This is a genomic window from Bradyrhizobium sp. AZCC 1693 (assembly GCF_036924745.1).
Lineage (GTDB): Bacteria > Pseudomonadota > Alphaproteobacteria > Rhizobiales > Xanthobacteraceae > Bradyrhizobium.
Genome location: NZ_JAZHSD010000001.1, coordinates 3302661 through 3317868, shown reverse-complemented (window position 1 = coordinate 3317868; position 15208 = coordinate 3302661). Strand labels below are relative to the sequence as shown.

Here is a 15208-nt window from a genome sequence, read left to right as displayed (position 1 = left end):
GAACGGTCTTTCGGCGCGCTAGTGTGGTGTGAACTGGTTCAGATCGTGGATGCCGATGCGTTGCTCCATCTGTGCGATGCGATCAGCCATCTTGTCGAATCCGTCCTCGCCAAAGAGTTCGTGTTCCTTTTTCTCGAACTCCTCCGCCATGGCGTCATATTCATTCGATGAAACCAGCCTGCGAAGTTTCGGAAAGAGATCGGTGTCCTCACGGGCGGCATGTGGGCGGTACATGGCGATGAAGGTTTGCATCGCCCCGACCAGCCGCCTTCGGTCGTCACCGTCGGCGCGGCTCGTCGGAGCGAGCCTGAGAATCGCCTCGGTCACGTGGCGCCCCGCCTGGTGCTGGGCGAGTAGCGTGTCTACCAGCGGAACCATCTGTCGGGCTTTCTTGAAGCGCGGGAAGACGTAATCTTCTTCGGATTTTTCGTGATAGTTCTCGATGAAGTCGCGCACGATCGTGGCTGCATCCGTCAGGACTGCAGGATCAAAATCCTCGCCTGCGCCAAATCTTCGGATCACCGCTTCATAGACCAGGAGCACGCGATCGAGCACACCGTGCTCACGCATCAGGTCTTCCGGCGGCGTGACCGCTTCTTCCATGTCGTCCTTCGTGCTTTTACCTCGGCGTTTATTCTCTGCGGCGGCGCCAGACCTAACCACGCCGGCCGCCCCGATGGAGATGAGGCCTCCCGCGATGGTCAGGCCGGAAGCGGTGTGTATGAATCCGCGTTTCGATAGGTCGGTCATGGCAACCTCATCATCCTTAACCACTCGTTGCAGAGTAGTTGTCCATGCCGGGTCAAGCGGCTGACCCCATGCTCGGTTCCCCATCTGGAAATCCGATATACGTGCGCTCGCCATTCGGGCGGCTCCATACCCTGTGCTTCGTTGAGGGCATGACCGGCGACTTGGGACATCCCGTTAACAACACCTTCACCGCTCTCCGCTAGCGTCACGGCATTGCCACTAGTTCCCGTGCCGGAACGTTCTGATCATGCCGCCATCAGCCAGTTCAGCACCGCGTGTCGAAGCGCTCGACCTGCTGCGTCTCGTGGCGGTGCTGGGCGTCGTTCTCTATCATTTCGGCTTCTGGGGCCCGGCCTCACACGGGGTGCCGCAGGTGGCGCTCCCCTGGCTGACGCCGATCGCCAAATACGGCTTTCTCGGCGTGCCGGCATTTTTTGTCATCAGCGGTTTCGTGATCGCCTATTCCGCCGAGGGCCGCACCGCCACCGGCTTCGCCATCGCCCGCTTCAGCCGCATCTACCCGACCTTCGTCTTCTGCATGACGCTGACTTGCCTCGCGATCGTGCTTCTGGGACCGCCGCACTTCGACGCCGGCTTCAGGCAGTGGCTCGCCAACCTGTTCATCGCGGCGCCGGCGTTCGGTCAGCCCTACATGGATACATCCTACTGGTCGCTGGTGATCGAGGTGATGTTCTATGCCTGGGTCGCCGTGTTGATCGCGGCGGGGATATTCCCGCGTCGGGTCGATACCATCATCCTGGTCTGGCTCGGCATTACCTTCGCCAATGAGCTGACGCTCGACGCGCCGCTGGTGGAGAAGCTGTTTCTCACGGATGATAGCGGTTTCTTCGCCGTCGGGCTCCTGATCTATCAGTTCTATCGCGGCCGCCGTGGTCCGGCGCTGTATGGCATGCTTGCGCTGTCGATCGGCACAGCGGTGTTTCAATCGATCCACAAGGCCGTGAAGCTGGCGCCGCACACCGGCGGCGTGTTCGACGCATGGACCGTGGCGGCGATCTGTCTCGCATCGGTCGGCATCATCTTCCTGGCGACGCGAATTCGTCACGTTCCGCTGCCGTCGGCGCTCGTGCTTGCGGCCGGCGGCCTGACCTATCCGCTCTATCTCCTGCATATGCAGTTCGGCTATGTGCTGTTTACCCGTCAGGCGCCTGCCAACGCCGTGCCGTGGGTCGTGGCGATCGTTTTGGCGATGACGTGGCTGGCCTGGATCGTGTGGCGCTATGTCGAACGACCGGCGCAGCGTTGGGTCAGGGATTTTTTGTCGGGCCGTGCCGTCAGGTTCGGATGGCCGCTCAAGCTGGGCGCGACCGTCGGCAGCAGCGGCGGCGCCTAACCGCCGATATCGCTCTTGGCCAGATCCCACATCAGCCGGTAGATTCCGCTCGAGATTATCAGCGGCTTCAATGCAATGTTGCCGCTGAAGCGCAGCATGGCCGCCGGTACCGCGCCAACGTCGGTCGCATCGATCAGCACGAACCAGTCGCTCGCGCCGGGATTGGGCGCGGAGGGATCGTCGGTGATCGGCTTCGACAGCGCCGGGTCGCTCTCGATCAAGTGCATGGAGATGATCCCGTCAAGCTGTGCTGGATCGAGCTGTTCGCTCAGCGCCGCACGCAATTTGTCCTCGCCGCCAGCCGGGGGACGCAGCCTGACAATGCCGAGCGCCGCGCCGCGGCCGGTGCCTTGGCTGATCGTGATGCGCGCGACCGAGCGGATCATGTTCTGGAAGCGGGCGATGTTGGCCTTCGACCACTCAGTCTGGTTCGCCAGCGCGGTGCGATAGGCCGGGCTGTCGAGCACTTCAAACGTTTCGGTGGAATAGAGGCTGAGATATTTCGGGTTGCCGTCATGGGCGACATAGCGGCGGGCTTCGAGGAAGCCGTCGATCGCGACGCGCTCTTCGAGATGTTCGCGGTCGTACCAGCGATTGAATTCGGCTTCGTCCGCGGCGTCGATGTTCATCGACGTCAGCAGCATGCCTTTACCCGCCATCGGCATTTTTCTTGATTCCTATTTGCCGGTTCTGGAAGCCATATCCGCGATCGCCTTCATCACCGCGTCGCGGACGCCGGGATCGTACAGCGTGTGGCCGGCGCCCTCGACGAAACGAATCTCGGCCTCGCGCCACAGCGCGCCAAGCGCGTGCGAGGTCGCGGGCGGGCACAGCAGGTCGTAGCGGCCCTGCACGATGATGCCGGGGATGCCTGCGAGCCTGCCCGCGTCGCGCAGCAACTGGTTCGGCTGCATGAAGCAGTCATTGGCGAAGTAGTGCGCTTCCATGAACGGCGTGGCCGGCAGGCCTCGCGATGAACTGAGCGCCGGCAGATCGAGGCGTGTGCGGTTCGGCGTGTGCTCGGAAAGAATGCGCTCGGTTTCGCCCCAGGCCCGCGCCGCTGGAATATTCACGTCCGGATTGGGGTCGAGGATACGGCGAAAATAGGCCTGCAGCGGCTGCGTGCGTTCGCCTTCGGGCAGCACGCTCATGAAGTCGTCGTAAAGGCCGGGATAGAAGCGCGGCAACACGTTAAGAAAGCCGTTTTCGATTTCCTTGATCGTGCCGAGAAAGGTCGCGCGCAGCACGATGCCGGCGACGCGGTCGGGATGGGCCTCTGCATAGGCCAGCGCCAGCGTCGCGCCCCAGGAGCCGCCGACGATCATCCAGCGTTCGAAGTCGAATTTTTCGCGGATCGCTTCCAAGTCCGCGATCAGATGCGGCAGCGTATTGGCGTTGCGGCAACCCTTGGGACGACTGCGGCCGGCGCCGCGCTGGTCGAACAGCACGGCGTGAAAGCGCTCGGGGTCGAACAGCCGGCGATGGTCCGGCTGGCAGCCGCTGCCGGGCCCGCCATGCAGATAGACCGCCGCAATGCCACCGACGCGGCCGACGCTTTCGACGTAGATATCGTGACCGTCGCTGACCGCGAACTGCTCCGACGTCAGCGGCGCAAACGGATCGGCGGGTTTGACGGATTTGCCGGCATCGGCGTCAGGCGCCATGCTCGCCTTCCGTCTCCAGCGTGCCGCCGGCGAAATTGCGATAGAGGAAGCGGTCCTGGTGCGCGGCCGCCTCGCGCTCGGCGTCCTTGAAGATCTTCTCGTGCATCGGCGACAGCGTGCAGGCCGGATCGGTGTTGCCGGCATCGCCCGTCAACGCAAAGGCCTGGCAGCGGCAGCCGCCAAAGTCGATCTCGCGGAATTCGCAGCTCTTGCACGGCTCGGGCATCCAGCCGGTGCCGCGATAGCGGTTGAAGGCCTCGGAGTTCTGCCAGATCCAGGCGATGGAGTGATTTGAGCGCACGGATTCGAATTCGAGCCCGGTGATGCTCTCCGCCGCGTGGCAGGGCAGCACCTTGCCGGCCGGCGAAATATTGAAGAATTGCCGGCCCCAGCCGCCCATGCATTTCTTCGGCCGCAGCGCGTAATAGTCCGGCACCACGTAGTCGATCGCCAGAATGCCCTTCAGCCGCACGGCGGCTTCCTCGACGATCCGGCTGGTCTCCTCGATCTGCTCGATCGTCGGCATCAGTGCGGCGCGATTCTTCAGCGCCCAGCCGTAATACTGGACATTGGCGACTTCGAGCCGGTCGGCGTCGAGATCGACCGCCATCTGAATGATGTCGGAAAGCTGGTGCAGGTTCTGGCGGTGCATGACGGCATTCACCGTCAGCGGCATATCGAGTTCGCGCGTCCATTTCGCGGCCTCGATCTTCTTCTCATGCGCGTTCTTCAATCCGGCGACGCGATCGGCCACCATGGGCTCGTTGCCCTGGAAACTGATCTGCACATGGCAGAGCCCGGCGTCGGCGAGAGCCGACAGTTTTTCCTTTGTCAGCAGCACCGCTGATGTAATGAGGTTGCTGTAGAGCCCGACGTCGGTCGCATGCTGCACCAGCTCCACCAGGTCCTTGCGCGCGGTCGGCTCGCCGCCGGAGAAATGAATCTGCAGCACGCCGATTTCGGCGAGCTCGCTCAACACCTTCTTCCATTCGTCGGTGGTGAGTTCGCTGCCCGCCCGATCGAGTTCGATCGGGTTGGAGCAATAGGGGCATTGCAGCGGGCAGCGGTGCGTCAGCTCGGCGAGCACGGCGAGGGGAATGCCGAACGTCTCTGCAGTCGAACGTTGCGATTCCAGGACCGCGAGCCCGTCGCTGGGCGCGGCGCCGGCTGTTTTGCCATCGGCGAGAATGTCGCTCATGACGTCTTCTCACGTGCTTCGGTCAGAAAACCCTTGTCGGCGAGGTCCTGCAGCATCCCGATGACGTCGGTGGCAATCGCCTCGCGGTCGGCCGTGTACTTGACGGTGAGCTGGTCGACGATGTCGGCAACGCTGCGCACGCCGTCGCAAAGCTGCAATACCTCGACTGCGATTTCGTCCGGCGCCAGCACGCGCTCCGGCGCCAGGATCACCCAGACCTGCCGCGTCTCATCGAATTTCAAGCGGGCGTGCCGCGGCAATTTCGGCCGGCTCGCCTCGCTGACACTGATGTTGCGGCTCGCAGCCATCGATCGCTAGTCCCCTTTGGGCACGAACGCCCCGGGCGGTATGTGGCCCTCGACATAGGCATGATACAGCGCGTCGAGCTGAACCCATAGCACATTGGTCTTGAAGATCAGCGCGTTGCAAACCGCCCCGCGTTCCGCCGGCGTCCTCGCATGTGTCTTGACATATTCGAGCGCGAAGTTGGCATCGCGCGGCGCCTGGGTCAGGCGGCGGCTGAAATAGCTCATGATATCGGGGTTGACGAAATCATAGTGCCGCAGCATGCCGGAGATGCGTTCCTCATGCAGGTTCGGCGCGAACAGTTCCGTGAGCGAGGAGGCGATGGCCTCCAGCGGCGTCTTGTCCCGGCAAAAATGCACGTAGGCCTCCACCGCAAATCGCGTCGCGGGCAGGATGCCTTCGGTCGATTCCACATAGGCGCTGTCGAGCCCAAGGCCCTCGGTCAGCTTCAGCCAGCGCTCGATGCCGCCTTCGGAGCCGATATCGCCGTCGTGATCCTCGATCCGGTGCCGCCATTCGACCCTTGTGGCGCGGTCGCGAAACCGCGAGATCACCATCGCATCCTTGAGCGGGATCGTGCTCTGGTAGAAATAGCGGTTCAGCGCCCACGCCTGCACCTGCCCCTTGTTGAGCTTGCCGCCGTGCAGCAGCCGGTGGAATGGATGCAGATTGTGATAGCGCGTCGCGCCGATGTGGCGGAGCGTCGCTTCGAGTTCATCGGCGCTGTTGAGCGTGATGCCCTTGCCGATCGATAGGGCGGTCATTTCCGCCTTGGCCATGACATTCACAGCGTGATCTCCGTTCCGTCGGCCGGAATCTGCCAGCCCGCCTGTTCCAATTCCTTTCGCTCGTCCGAGCCGGAGAGCAGAGCAGGGTTGGAGTTGTTGATATGCAGGAACATCTTGCGGCCGATATCGAGGCCGGCAAGGCTCGCGATCGCCCCATGTTCGCCCGACATTGAAATATGGCCCATCCCTTGTCCCGTCTTGCTGCCGAGCCCCTGCACGATCAATTCATCGTCGCGCCACACCGTGCCGTCGAAGAATACCAGCGCAGAGCCCGAAAGGCGCGATTTGAGATCGCCGGTCACTTTCGCGCAGGCGGCCAGGAAATAGAAGTACTTGCCGCTGCCCTTGTCCAGAATCCGAAGTCCCAGCGTATCGCCCGCGTCGTCACCGCCGGCAGGATGCGCCTTGCCTTCGAGATACCACGCGCCCTTGCCGGGAACCGCGAAGGGAAGGATTTCCATGCCTGATGGCGAGCCGTCGGGGAGAGCGGGCTCGAACGCCCTGTCGACCTCGATCGGCCGCCGCTTCACGTTTTCGCCCAGCACATTAAAGATGCTGTTGGATCGCAAAATCGCAAGGACCCGCTCATGCGCATACAGCGTAAACGGCGAACCCTCGCGCATCGACAACAGCCCTGCGACCGCATCGATTTCGCCGTTGGTCAGGATCACGCCGGCGATCGGGCTGTGCCTGAGCTGTCCGGTCTTTGGGTGAAGCTGCGGCGTCGCGATCAATTGCTGACGCAGGTCAGGCGAGGCGTTGATGAGATACCAGTGCGCGCCATCGGCACTGACCGCGATCGAGGCCTGGGTACTGCGCAGCTCAGGCCGGTCGCTTCGTGCTTTCGCGCACACCGGACATCCGCAGTTCCACTGCGGAACGCCGCCGCCGGCCGCGGCGCCCAGGACGACGACGCGAAGCATGATCCGTCTCCTGGAGATTTCAAACTCGAAGATACAAACTGAATTACAAACGCCGCAAAGTGGACACGGGCGTCGGACACAGTCCCGCTATCGGAACGTGTCAGGCCCGGAGGTCCACCTGCGTGAGATATGAAACGCGCTACCGCTTACTTGCGGGTGGCGCACATATACATGTTGATTTCCATGCCGACCGATACTTCGACGATTTTCGGCGCTTTCCAAGCCATTTGCCACTCCCTTTTGATGCCGGGCGAACTCCACCCTTCGGCGTTAAGGTAGCGTGGATCAAAAAGTTCGCCAGTTAAATCTTTTGCCTGGAACTCCATTTGTTTATGCTGCGCCGCAAAGGGTTTTCACGGGGTTGTGTGGAGGGTCTCGGTCAAAACAACGTGGGATCAAGCCTTTCGCGGTTGTTCGCACCGCCGCGAATGGCAATTCTGGGTATGATGGGGCGCTACCGGCTCCGGATAAAGAACTTGTGAGATAGAGGCGGCCTCCGGTGGCGAGGCCGTCAACCGCAGTCAGGTTTCCGCCGATGCCGCGATATTATTTCAACACCCGTATCGGCGATGAGCTGATTTCCGACCCCGACGGTGAAGTGCTCAGGGATCCCGACCGCGCCTGGGAAATGGCGCGCGCCATGATCCGGGAACTGCTCAAGACGGATGGCGCCGATGGTGCGCTGTTGAGCGCGACCATCGAAGTCACCGACGACGACGGCGAGATCGTGCTGGAGTTTCCGTTCGTCGAAGCGATCCTCGATAGCCCCGGCGGCCCCATCACGAGGCACTGACCGAACTCCCAGGCATTCCCGCTCTGCAACTTCCGCGGAGCTGTTTCCGATTGCGCATCGGGAGATAAATGTCGGAGACTGGGATTCCGGAAAGCCACCGCCGCCGGCTTCATGTTGCCGGCGCGAAGAGAAGGGCTTCCGCGAGGGAGAAAGCCGATGATAAGCCGTTCGTCTGCGCCGTGCAGCCTGTTGCTGGCCGGTGCATTCTTCAGTGCGTTCACATTGACCGTCGCTGCTCAGCAGCCCGCCACGCCGCCGGCCGCCGGCGCGCCGCCTGCCGCCGCGCCCGCACTTCCGCCGGGATCGCCGTTGATCGGACGTCCCGCGGGTAGCGAGGCCGCCGCCAAGCTCGCGCCGAATGCGCCGCCGCCGATCCCCGCGGCGCCGGACAAATTGCCGACGGCGAAGCTCAAAGTGCCGGCCGGCTTCAACATCGAGGTCTATGCGGCGGGCATGGCGAATGCGCGCTCGCTCGCCGTGGGCGACAAGGGCACGGTGTTTGTCGGCAGCCGTCTGGTCGACAAGGTCTATGCCATCGTCAACAAGGACGGCAAGCGGGAGGTCAAGGTGCTGGCCTCCGGCCTCTACCGTCCGAACGGTCTCGCGTTCAAGGACGGCACGCTCTACATCGCCGAGCTGTCGAAGGTCTCCAAGATCGAGAAGGTCGAGGATAACCTGGACAACCCGCCGAAGCCGACCCTGATCTACGACAAGCTGCCCAAGGACGAAGCCCATGGCTGGAAGTTCATCGGCATCGGGCCCGACAACAAGCTCTACGTTCCGGTCGGCCAGCCCGGCAACAACGTGCTGCACGACGACGATCACGGCCAGATCCGCCGGATGAATCTCGACGGTTCGGGTGTCGAAGTGATCGCCAGGGGTGTCCGCAACACCGTCGGCTTCGACTGGAATCCGGAGACCAAGCAGCTCTACTTCACCGACAACGGCCGCGACTGGATGTCGGAAGACGTGCCCGAGGACGAGCTGAACCGCATCACCAAGGTCGGCGAACATTTCGGCGCGCCCTACTGCCTGCAGGGCAACATCGTCGATCCCGAATTCGGCTGGGGCAAATCCTGCAGCGAATTCACTGCCCCCGCGGGTCTGTTGGGGCCGCATTCGGCCTCGCTCGGCCTGCGCTTCTACACCGGCAGCATGTTCCCGAAAGCCTACAAGAACGTGGCCATCATCGCCCGGCACGGCTCATGGAACCGCACCAGGAAAGTGGGCGGTGACGTCGTCGTCGTCAAGTTGAACAAGGACGGCACCATGAAGTCGATGGAGCCGCTCATCACCGGCTTCCTCGAAGACAACAAGTATATCGGCCGCCCGGTCGACGTGCTGCCGATGAAGGATGGCTCGCTCCTGGTCTCCGACGACTGGAACGGCGCCGTCTATCGCATCACCTACGGCAAGCAGAAGGTGGCGGGGAAGTCGTAGCGAGCGAGTGGTCCATTTACATCGTCATGGCCGGGCTTGTCCCGGCCATCCACGTCTTTGCTGCGGTTTAGTTAAGACGTGGATGCCCGGCACAAGGCCGGGCATGACGAGTTCTATTCCAGAGTATTCCTCGATGCGAAAACAAATACTGGCTTTGGCGTTCGCCTCCATCGCCTTTTCCGCCAACGCCGAAACCATCGAGCAACGCATCGCGCCGTGTCTCGCCTGCCACAGCGAGAAAGGTCAATCCGAGACCGAGAACACGCCCTCGCTCGGCGGGCAGCAGGCGCCCTACACGCTGATCCAGCTTTTCATGTTTCGCGAAAAGCTGCGCACCTTCGAGCCGATGAACGAAATGGCGAAGGCGCTGACCGACGACGATCTTCGCCTCTTCTCGGATTTCATCGCCAAGATACCGAAGCCCGCGCCGCCGCCCACGGAGGCCGGCGAGCCTGCGCGGCTGCAGCGCGGCCAGTCGCTGGTGCAGCAGCACCGCTGCAACACCTGTCACAACCCCGATTTGTCGGGCAAGGAGAACGTCCCGCGCATCGCCAACCAGCGCGAGGACTATCTCGCCAAGACCCTTGCCGAGTACAAGGACAACAGCCGCCACGGCTATGATGGCAGCATGGCCGACGTGATGGCGCCGATCACGCCGGAGCAGATCGCCGATCTCGCCTATTTCGTCGCCCATATGCGCTAGCTTTAATCAACCTCGCCCCGCTTGCGGGGAGAGGTCGTATTGCGAAGCAATCCGGGTGAGGGGGTACAGGTCTCATCAATTGGCGGCAGTGCTCGCGGATAGAGCCCCTCACCCCAACCCTCTAAGAGCGAGCTGCGCTCGTCTCGACCTCGTGAAGAACGGGGAGAGGGAGACGAGCCGCCGCTACGAAAATCCGGGCGGCGGGCCCGCTGGCCATGCCCTGCGTCCGGCGCTACAAGGGCTCCAATCGATATGGAGTTTTGCATGCGGGATCTATGGCGCCTGTCGGCTGCGGAAATGGCTTCGCTGATCAGGTCGAAGAAAGTCTCGGCCAAGGAGGCGGCGGCTGCGGGGCTGGCGCGGCTGGACGCGGTCAACCCCAAGATCAATGCCGTGGTCGACCACAGGCCTGAGGAGGTGCTGGCGCAGGCTGCCGCCATCGACGCTGCGATCGGGCGCGGCGAGGATGCCGGTCCGCTCGGCGGCGTGCCTGTTACGGTGAAGGTCAATATCGACCAGGCAGGCTTTGCCACCACCAACGGGCTGAAGCTGCAGCGCGACGCCATCGCCAAGAGCAACAGCCCCGTGATCGACAATCTGCGCAAATCCGGCGCCGTCATTCTGGGGCGCACCAATTGCCCGGCGTTCTCCTATCGCTGGTTCACCACCAACCTCATTCATGGCGACACCAAGAACCCGCGCGACCCCGGCATCACGCCGGGCGGCTCGTCCGGCGGCGCGGGGGCTGCGGTCGCGGCCGGCATCGGGCATATCGCGCACGGCACCGACATCGCGGGATCGATCCGCTATCCGGCTTACGCCTGCGGCGTGCATGGCCTGCGGCCGACCATGGGCCGCATCGCGGCGTTCAACGCGGCGCTCCCCGAACGGCCGATCGGGCCACAGATAAGCGCCGTCTCGGGCCCGCTGGCGCGGACTATCGGCGATATCAGGCTCGCGCTGGCCGCGATGTCGGCTGCGGACTATCGCGATCCCTGGTGGGTGCCGGCGCCGCTCGAAGGGCCCGCGATGCCCAAGCGCGTCGCGATGTGTCTCAATCCGGATGGCCTCGATCCCGTGCCCGAGGTGAAGGCTGCCGTTGCCGATGCCGGCAAGCGGCTCGCGCGCGCGGGCTGGATCGTCGAGGAAATCGCCAACCCGCCGCCGCTGCGCGAGGCCGCTGACCTCCAGACAAAACTCTGGCTCGGCGATGGCTATGAGGCGCAACTGGAGATGGCCGAGCGCGAAGGCGATCCCGGTGCGCTGGCCTGCCTGCGCGGCAACCGCGCAAAGGTGCATCCGTTCGACCTGTCCAAGGCGCTGACGCGGCGCGCGACGCTGACCCGCGAATGGATGGCATTCTTCGAAAACTATGCCGTGCTGCTGGTGCCGGTATCCGGCGAGTTGCCGTTCCCCGATCAGTTCGACCGCAAGGACGAGGCGTCGTTTGCGCGCGTCTGGCATGCGCAATTGCCGCAGATCGCCATTCCCTTCATGGGGCTTCCCGGGCTAACGGTCTCGACCGGATTGGTCGGACGCGTGCCCGTTGGCGTGCAACTGGTTTCCGGCCGTTACCGCGAGGATTTATGCCTTGCTGCCGGCGAAGCGATCGAAGCCGGCGGAACGCCATCGGCGGCGATCGACCCGGCGGGCTGATTCGAGAGAACAAAATGCCAGGCGTTTATGATTTCACGGCGCAGTCGCTTGCCGGCGAGGAGGTTTCGCTGAAGCGGTTTGAGGGTCAGGTGCTCCTGATCGTCAACACCGCGAGCGCCTGCGGATTCACGCCGCAGTACAAAGGCCTCGAGCAATTGCAACGCGAACTCGCGCCGCGCGGCTTTGCGGTGCTCGGTTTTCCCTGCAACCAGTTCGGCGGCCAGGAGCCGGGCGATGCCAAACAGATCGAGGCGTTCTGCGAGAGCAAGTATGACGTGACGTTTCCGATGTTCGCCAAAATCGATGTCAACGGCAGCCATGCGCATCCGTTGTTCAACCACCTGAAGCATGAGAAATCGAGGCTGCTCGGTTCGTCGATCAAATGGAATTTCACCAAATTCCTGGTCGACCGGTCGGGCAGGGTGGTCGGGCGCTATGCCCCGACCGTGACCCCCGAGGGGCTACGAAGAGAAATCGAGGCACTGCTGTGAGCGAGACCAACAAAACGATGAACGACCAATTCCCCGACCGTCTCTCGGTCGATCCGAACAGCCCGTATTACAATGCCGAGATCCTCTCGCGCGACGTCGGCATTCGCTTCAAGGGCGTCGAGAAAACCAATGTCGAGGAGTATTGCATCAGCGAGGGCTGGGTGCGCGTCACCGCGGGCAATGCCAAGGACCGCTACGGCAACCCGCTGACGATCAAGGTGCACGGCCCGGTCGAGCCGTATTTTCGTGACAAGGCGTGAGTTCAGGGAGACGGGCGCTCTTAGTTGCCGTCATGGCCGGGCTTGTCCCGGCCATCCACGCCTTTGCTGCAGCGGCAAGGGAGACGTGGATGCCCGGGACAAGCCCGGGCATGACGCGTAGATAGATAGACCATTGAACTGAAAGCTATCCGCCATGTCCGTCCGCATCGTCGACGTCTGTGAAATCACAAAGCCGATCGCCTCGCCGATCCGCAACGCCTATATCGACTTCACCAAGATGACGACGAGCCTGGTTGCCGTCGTCACCGACGCGGTGCGCGACGGCAAGCGCGTGGTCGGCTACGGCTTCAATTCCAACGGCCGCTACGGGCAGGGTGGCCTGATCCGCGAACGCTTTGCGCCGCGGCTGAAGGAGGCCGATCCCAAAGCATTGCTCGATGCGAGCGGCGGCAATCTCGATCCGGACAAGGTCTGGGCCGCGCTGATGTCGAACGAGAAGCCGGGCGGCCATGGTGAGCGCTCGGTTGCGGTCGGCACTATCGACATGGCGGTGTGGGATGCGGTGGCGAAGATCGCCGGCAAGCCGCTGTTCCGGCTGCTCGCCGAGCGTCACGGCCTCAAGGCCGATCCGCGTGTGTTCGTGTATGCCGCCGGCGGTTACTATTATCCCGGCAAGGACCTGTCGGCGCTGCGCGGCGAAATGCGCGGCTATCTCGACCGCGGCTACAACGTCGTGAAGATGAAGATCGGCGGCGCGCCGATCGCGGAAGATCGCGAGCGCATCGAGGCTGTCTTGAAGGAGATCGGCAGTCAGACACAACTCGCCGTCGACGCCAATGGCCGCTTCGATCTCGAGACGGCGATTGCTTATGCAAAAATGCTGCGGGAGTATCCGCTGTTCTGGTACGAGGAGGCCGGCGATCCCCTCGACTTCGCGCTGCAGGCGGCATTGGCCGAATTCTATCCAGCGCCGATGGCGACCGGAGAAAACCTGTTCAGCCACCAGGACGCAAAAAACCTGATCCGCTATGGCGGCATGCGCCCCGATCGCGACTGGCTGCAATTCGATTGCGCGCTGTCCTACGGTCTGTGCGAATACCAGCGCACGCTGGCGGTCTTGAAGACGCACGGCTGGTCGCCGAGCCGCTGCATCCCGCATGGCGGCCACCAGATGTCGCTTAATATCGCGGCCGGCCTCGGCCTCGGCGGCAATGAGAGCTATCCCGACCTGTTCCAGCCCTATGGCGGCTTCCCAGACGGGGTGCATGTCGAGAACGGCTACATCACCATGCCCGATTTACCGGGCATCGGGTTTGAAGGGAAGTCCGATCTCTACAAAGAGATGAAGGCACTGGCCGCGTAAGGGGAGGACTCCCCGGCCGCCGTTTTACCAATCAATTATCCCTGAAGGACATCGCGATCTTGACCAGTAAGCTTTCCGTTCCTCAACTCTCGCTCTCGAAGGACAAGATCCGGGTCTTGCTTCTCGAAGGCGTCAACGACAGCGCCGTCCAGATGATAGAGGCGGCGGGCTATTCCAACATGACGCGCTTGTCGAAGGCGCTTGAGGGTGACGCGCTCAAGGAAGCCATCAAGGGGGTGCATCTCCTGGGCATCCGCTCACGCACGCAGATCACCACCGATGTTCTTGAGGCTGCGGACCGGCTGATCGCGATCGGATGCTTCAGCGTCGGCACCAATCAGGTGGATGTTGACGCCGCGCGCCGGAGCGGGATTCCCGTGTTCAACGCACCGTTCTCCAACACGCGAAGCGTGGCGGAACTGGTAATCGGCGAGATCGTCATCCTGCTGCGCCGGATCGTCGCGCGTTCCAACGCGGCCCATCAGGGGCGCTGGGACAAGTCCGCAAACGACAGCTATGAGGTGCGGGGCAAGACGCTTGGCATCATCGGTTACGGCAATATCGGCTCGCAGCTCTCGAATCTCGCCGAAGCGATGGGGATGAGGGTCATCTTCTACGACCATACGGACAGGCTTCGTCACGGCAACACCGAGCCGACCGCGAGCTTGCATGAGCTGCTGGCACAAAGTGACGTCGTGACGTTGCATGTGCCGGAAACGCCCGCCACGCATGGGATGATCGGACGCGAGGAGATTGGGGCGATCAAGCCCGGCGCGTATTTCATCAACAACAGCCGCGGTACGGTCGTTGACCTCGATGCGCTCGCCGACGCGCTGCGCGAAGGCAGGCTTCGTGGCGCCGCGGTCGACGTTTTTCCGGTCGAGCCGCGCTCGAACGCAGATCGCTTCGTGTCGCCGCTTCAGGGCCTGGAGAATGTTATTCTGACGCCACACATCGGCGGTTCGACCGAAGAGGCGCAAGAACGCATCGGTGCCGAAGTTGCACGCAAGCTCGTCGATTACAGCGATTCCGGTTCGACGATGGGGGCTGTCAATTTTCCGCAGGTCCAGCTACCGCCGCGGCCATCGGGCACGCGGTTCATTCAGGTGCAGCGCAACCTGCCGGGCATGCTGGGGCGTTTGAATGAAGTGCTGGCGCGCCACGCCGTCAACATTGCCGCGCAATATTACGAGACCGACCACGAGGTAGGCTATGTGGTTCTCGATGCGGATGCCTCAGCAGCCGACGGCCAGCGTGTGCTCGCGGACATCCGGTCCCTGGAGGGCACCATTCGCGCCCGATTGCTCTACGAATACAAGATCTAAGCCTGGCAGAATCAAATCTGCGGAGGCTATTGCGTTTCCGGCCGAAGCATACCTCGTACCTGATCCAGAGGTGGATACCGGTTCGTGGAAACGAAGCGGCAGCGGCGGATCCGCGATCTCGATGACCGCTTTTGCCCTCTGGCAGTTCGGCGGTCCCGCCGGTTGGACCGATCACGAGATATTGTGAGCGTTGCTCATAATATTATTGAGCGTTGCTCAAGTTCTGTGATACG

Annotated in this window: 17 protein-coding genes; 9 read left to right on the top strand and 8 right to left on the bottom strand. The window is 62.7% G+C overall.

Annotated elements, in window-relative coordinates; genetic code table 11:
• Positions 1-18 precede the first annotated feature (18 nt).
• Positions 19-750, bottom strand: a complete 732-nt coding sequence (locus tag V1293_RS15890; protein WP_334510847.1) for a hemerythrin domain-containing protein — start codon at positions 748-750, stop codon at positions 19-21.
• A gap of 247 nt (positions 751-997) precedes the next feature.
• On the opposite strand from V1293_RS15890, the gene V1293_RS15885 reads away from it, so the two are divergent.
• A complete protein-coding gene (locus V1293_RS15885) occupies positions 998-2104 on the top strand; it encodes an acyltransferase family protein (RefSeq protein ID WP_334510846.1) in 1107 nt (368 codons plus the stop codon).
• Here V1293_RS15885 and V1293_RS15880 read toward each other — a convergent pair.
• The 7 genes from V1293_RS15880 to pqqA all read right to left on the bottom strand — a co-directional run bounded on the left by V1293_RS15880 (position 2101) and on the right by pqqA (position 7210).
• The gene (locus V1293_RS15880; protein WP_334510845.1) at positions 2101-2769 is read right to left on the bottom strand and encodes a hypothetical protein; all 669 of its coding nucleotides are present in this window, start codon (positions 2767-2769) and stop codon (positions 2101-2103) included. The two genes, V1293_RS15885 and V1293_RS15880, sit on opposite strands and share 4 nt — an antisense overlap.
• Positions 2770-2781: 12 nt before the next feature.
• Positions 2782-3768 (bottom strand): prolyl aminopeptidase, encoded by a 987-nt coding sequence (gene pip, locus V1293_RS15875; RefSeq protein WP_334510844.1) that lies wholly within the window; start codon positions 3766-3768, stop codon positions 2782-2784.
• The gene (gene pqqE / locus V1293_RS15870; protein ID WP_334510843.1) at positions 3758-4966 is read right to left on the bottom strand and encodes a pyrroloquinoline quinone biosynthesis protein PqqE; all 1209 of its coding nucleotides are present in this window, start codon (positions 4964-4966) and stop codon (positions 3758-3760) included. Before pqqE ends, pip begins: the two co-directional genes overlap by 11 nt.
• Positions 4963-5274, bottom strand: coding sequence for a pyrroloquinoline quinone biosynthesis peptide chaperone PqqD (gene pqqD / locus V1293_RS15865; protein ID WP_334510842.1), 312 nt, complete (start codon positions 5272-5274; stop codon positions 4963-4965). The genes pqqE and pqqD overlap by 4 nt, the downstream gene beginning before the upstream one ends.
• A 6-nt stretch (positions 5275-5280) precedes the next feature.
• Complete coding sequence (gene pqqC, locus V1293_RS15860) at positions 5281-6036, bottom strand: pyrroloquinoline-quinone synthase PqqC (protein ID WP_334516734.1); 756 nt, start codon at positions 6034-6036, stop codon at positions 5281-5283.
• A gap of 20 nt (positions 6037-6056) precedes the next feature.
• Entirely contained in the window at positions 6057-6983 is a 927-nt protein-coding gene (pqqB, locus tag V1293_RS15855; protein WP_334510841.1) for a pyrroloquinoline quinone biosynthesis protein PqqB, read from the bottom strand.
• Between the two features lie 146 nt (positions 6984-7129).
• Positions 7130-7210 (bottom strand): pyrroloquinoline quinone precursor peptide PqqA, encoded by an 81-nt coding sequence (pqqA, locus tag V1293_RS15850; protein WP_035635412.1) that lies wholly within the window; start codon positions 7208-7210, stop codon positions 7130-7132.
• Positions 7211-7518: 308 nt separating this feature from the next.
• Here pqqA and V1293_RS15845 point away from each other — a divergent pair, with 308 nt between their 5' ends.
• The 8 genes from V1293_RS15845 to serA all read left to right on the top strand — a co-directional run bounded on the left by V1293_RS15845 (position 7519) and on the right by serA (position 14975).
• Positions 7519-7776, top strand: coding sequence for a DUF6894 family protein (locus V1293_RS15845; RefSeq protein WP_334510840.1), 258 nt, complete (start codon positions 7519-7521; stop codon positions 7774-7776).
• 156 nt (positions 7777-7932) lie between these two features.
• Positions 7933-9216, top strand: coding sequence for a PQQ-dependent sugar dehydrogenase (locus V1293_RS15840; RefSeq protein WP_334510839.1), 1284 nt, complete (start codon positions 7933-7935; stop codon positions 9214-9216).
• A 133-nt stretch (positions 9217-9349) separates the two neighbouring features.
• Entirely contained in the window at positions 9350-9919 is a 570-nt protein-coding gene (locus V1293_RS15835; protein ID WP_334510838.1) for a c-type cytochrome, read from the top strand.
• Positions 9920-10183: 264 nt separating this feature from the next.
• Positions 10184-11575, top strand: a complete 1392-nt coding sequence (locus V1293_RS15830) for an amidase family protein (RefSeq protein WP_334510837.1) — start codon at positions 10184-10186, stop codon at positions 11573-11575.
• Positions 11576-11589: 14 nt separating this feature from the next.
• Positions 11590-12066, top strand: a complete 477-nt coding sequence (locus tag V1293_RS15825; protein ID WP_334510836.1) for a glutathione peroxidase — start codon at positions 11590-11592, stop codon at positions 12064-12066.
• Positions 12063-12326 carry a DUF3297 family protein gene (locus tag V1293_RS15820; RefSeq protein ID WP_442894246.1) on the top strand — a complete coding sequence of 88 codons (264 nt, stop codon included), beginning with the start codon at positions 12063-12065 and terminating at the stop codon, positions 12324-12326. The genes V1293_RS15825 and V1293_RS15820 overlap by 4 nt, the downstream gene beginning before the upstream one ends.
• 154 nt (positions 12327-12480) lie before the next feature.
• Positions 12481-13650 carry a mandelate racemase/muconate lactonizing enzyme family protein gene (locus V1293_RS15815; RefSeq protein WP_334510834.1) on the top strand — a complete coding sequence of 390 codons (1170 nt, stop codon included), beginning with the start codon at positions 12481-12483 and terminating at the stop codon, positions 13648-13650.
• Positions 13651-13709: 59 nt separating this feature from the next.
• Complete coding sequence (serA, locus tag V1293_RS15810) at positions 13710-14975, top strand: phosphoglycerate dehydrogenase (protein WP_334510833.1); 1266 nt, start codon at positions 13710-13712, stop codon at positions 14973-14975.
• The last annotated feature ends 233 nt before the right edge of the window (positions 14976-15208 follow it).

Coding starts and splice junctions, on each gene's coding strand:
- V1293_RS15830 (WP_334510837.1), top strand. CDS start 10,184: ATGCGGGATCTATGGCGCCTGTCGGCTGCGGAAATGGCTTCGCTGATC.
- V1293_RS15815 (WP_334510834.1), top strand. CDS start 12,481: ATGTCCGTCCGCATCGTCGACGTCTGTGAAATCACAAAGCCGATCGCC.
- pip (WP_334510844.1), bottom strand. CDS start 3,768: ATGGCGCCTGACGCCGATGCCGGCAAATCCGTCAAACCCGCCGATCCG.
- V1293_RS15845 (WP_334510840.1), top strand. CDS start 7,519: ATGCCGCGATATTATTTCAACACCCGTATCGGCGATGAGCTGATTTCC.
- pqqE (WP_334510843.1), bottom strand. CDS start 4,966: ATGAGCGACATTCTCGCCGATGGCAAAACAGCCGGCGCCGCGCCCAGC.
- V1293_RS15835 (WP_334510838.1), top strand. CDS start 9,350: ATGCGAAAACAAATACTGGCTTTGGCGTTCGCCTCCATCGCCTTTTCC.
- V1293_RS15890 (WP_334510847.1), bottom strand. CDS start 750: ATGACCGACCTATCGAAACGCGGATTCATACACACCGCTTCCGGCCTG.
- V1293_RS15840 (WP_334510839.1), top strand. CDS start 7,933: ATGATAAGCCGTTCGTCTGCGCCGTGCAGCCTGTTGCTGGCCGGTGCA.
- pqqD (WP_334510842.1), bottom strand. CDS start 5,274: ATGGCTGCGAGCCGCAACATCAGTGTCAGCGAGGCGAGCCGGCCGAAA.
- pqqA (WP_035635412.1), bottom strand. CDS start 7,210: ATGGCTTGGAAAGCGCCGAAAATCGTCGAAGTATCGGTCGGCATGGAA.
- V1293_RS15880 (WP_334510845.1), bottom strand. CDS start 2,769: ATGCCGATGGCGGGTAAAGGCATGCTGCTGACGTCGATGAACATCGAC.
- pqqC (WP_334516734.1), bottom strand. CDS start 6,036: ATGACCGCCCTATCGATCGGCAAGGGCATCACGCTCAACAGCGCCGAT.
- pqqB (WP_334510841.1), bottom strand. CDS start 6,983: ATGCTTCGCGTCGTCGTCCTGGGCGCCGCGGCCGGCGGCGGCGTTCCG.
- V1293_RS15885 (WP_334510846.1), top strand. CDS start 998: ATGCCGCCATCAGCCAGTTCAGCACCGCGTGTCGAAGCGCTCGACCTG.
- V1293_RS15825 (WP_334510836.1), top strand. CDS start 11,590: ATGCCAGGCGTTTATGATTTCACGGCGCAGTCGCTTGCCGGCGAGGAG.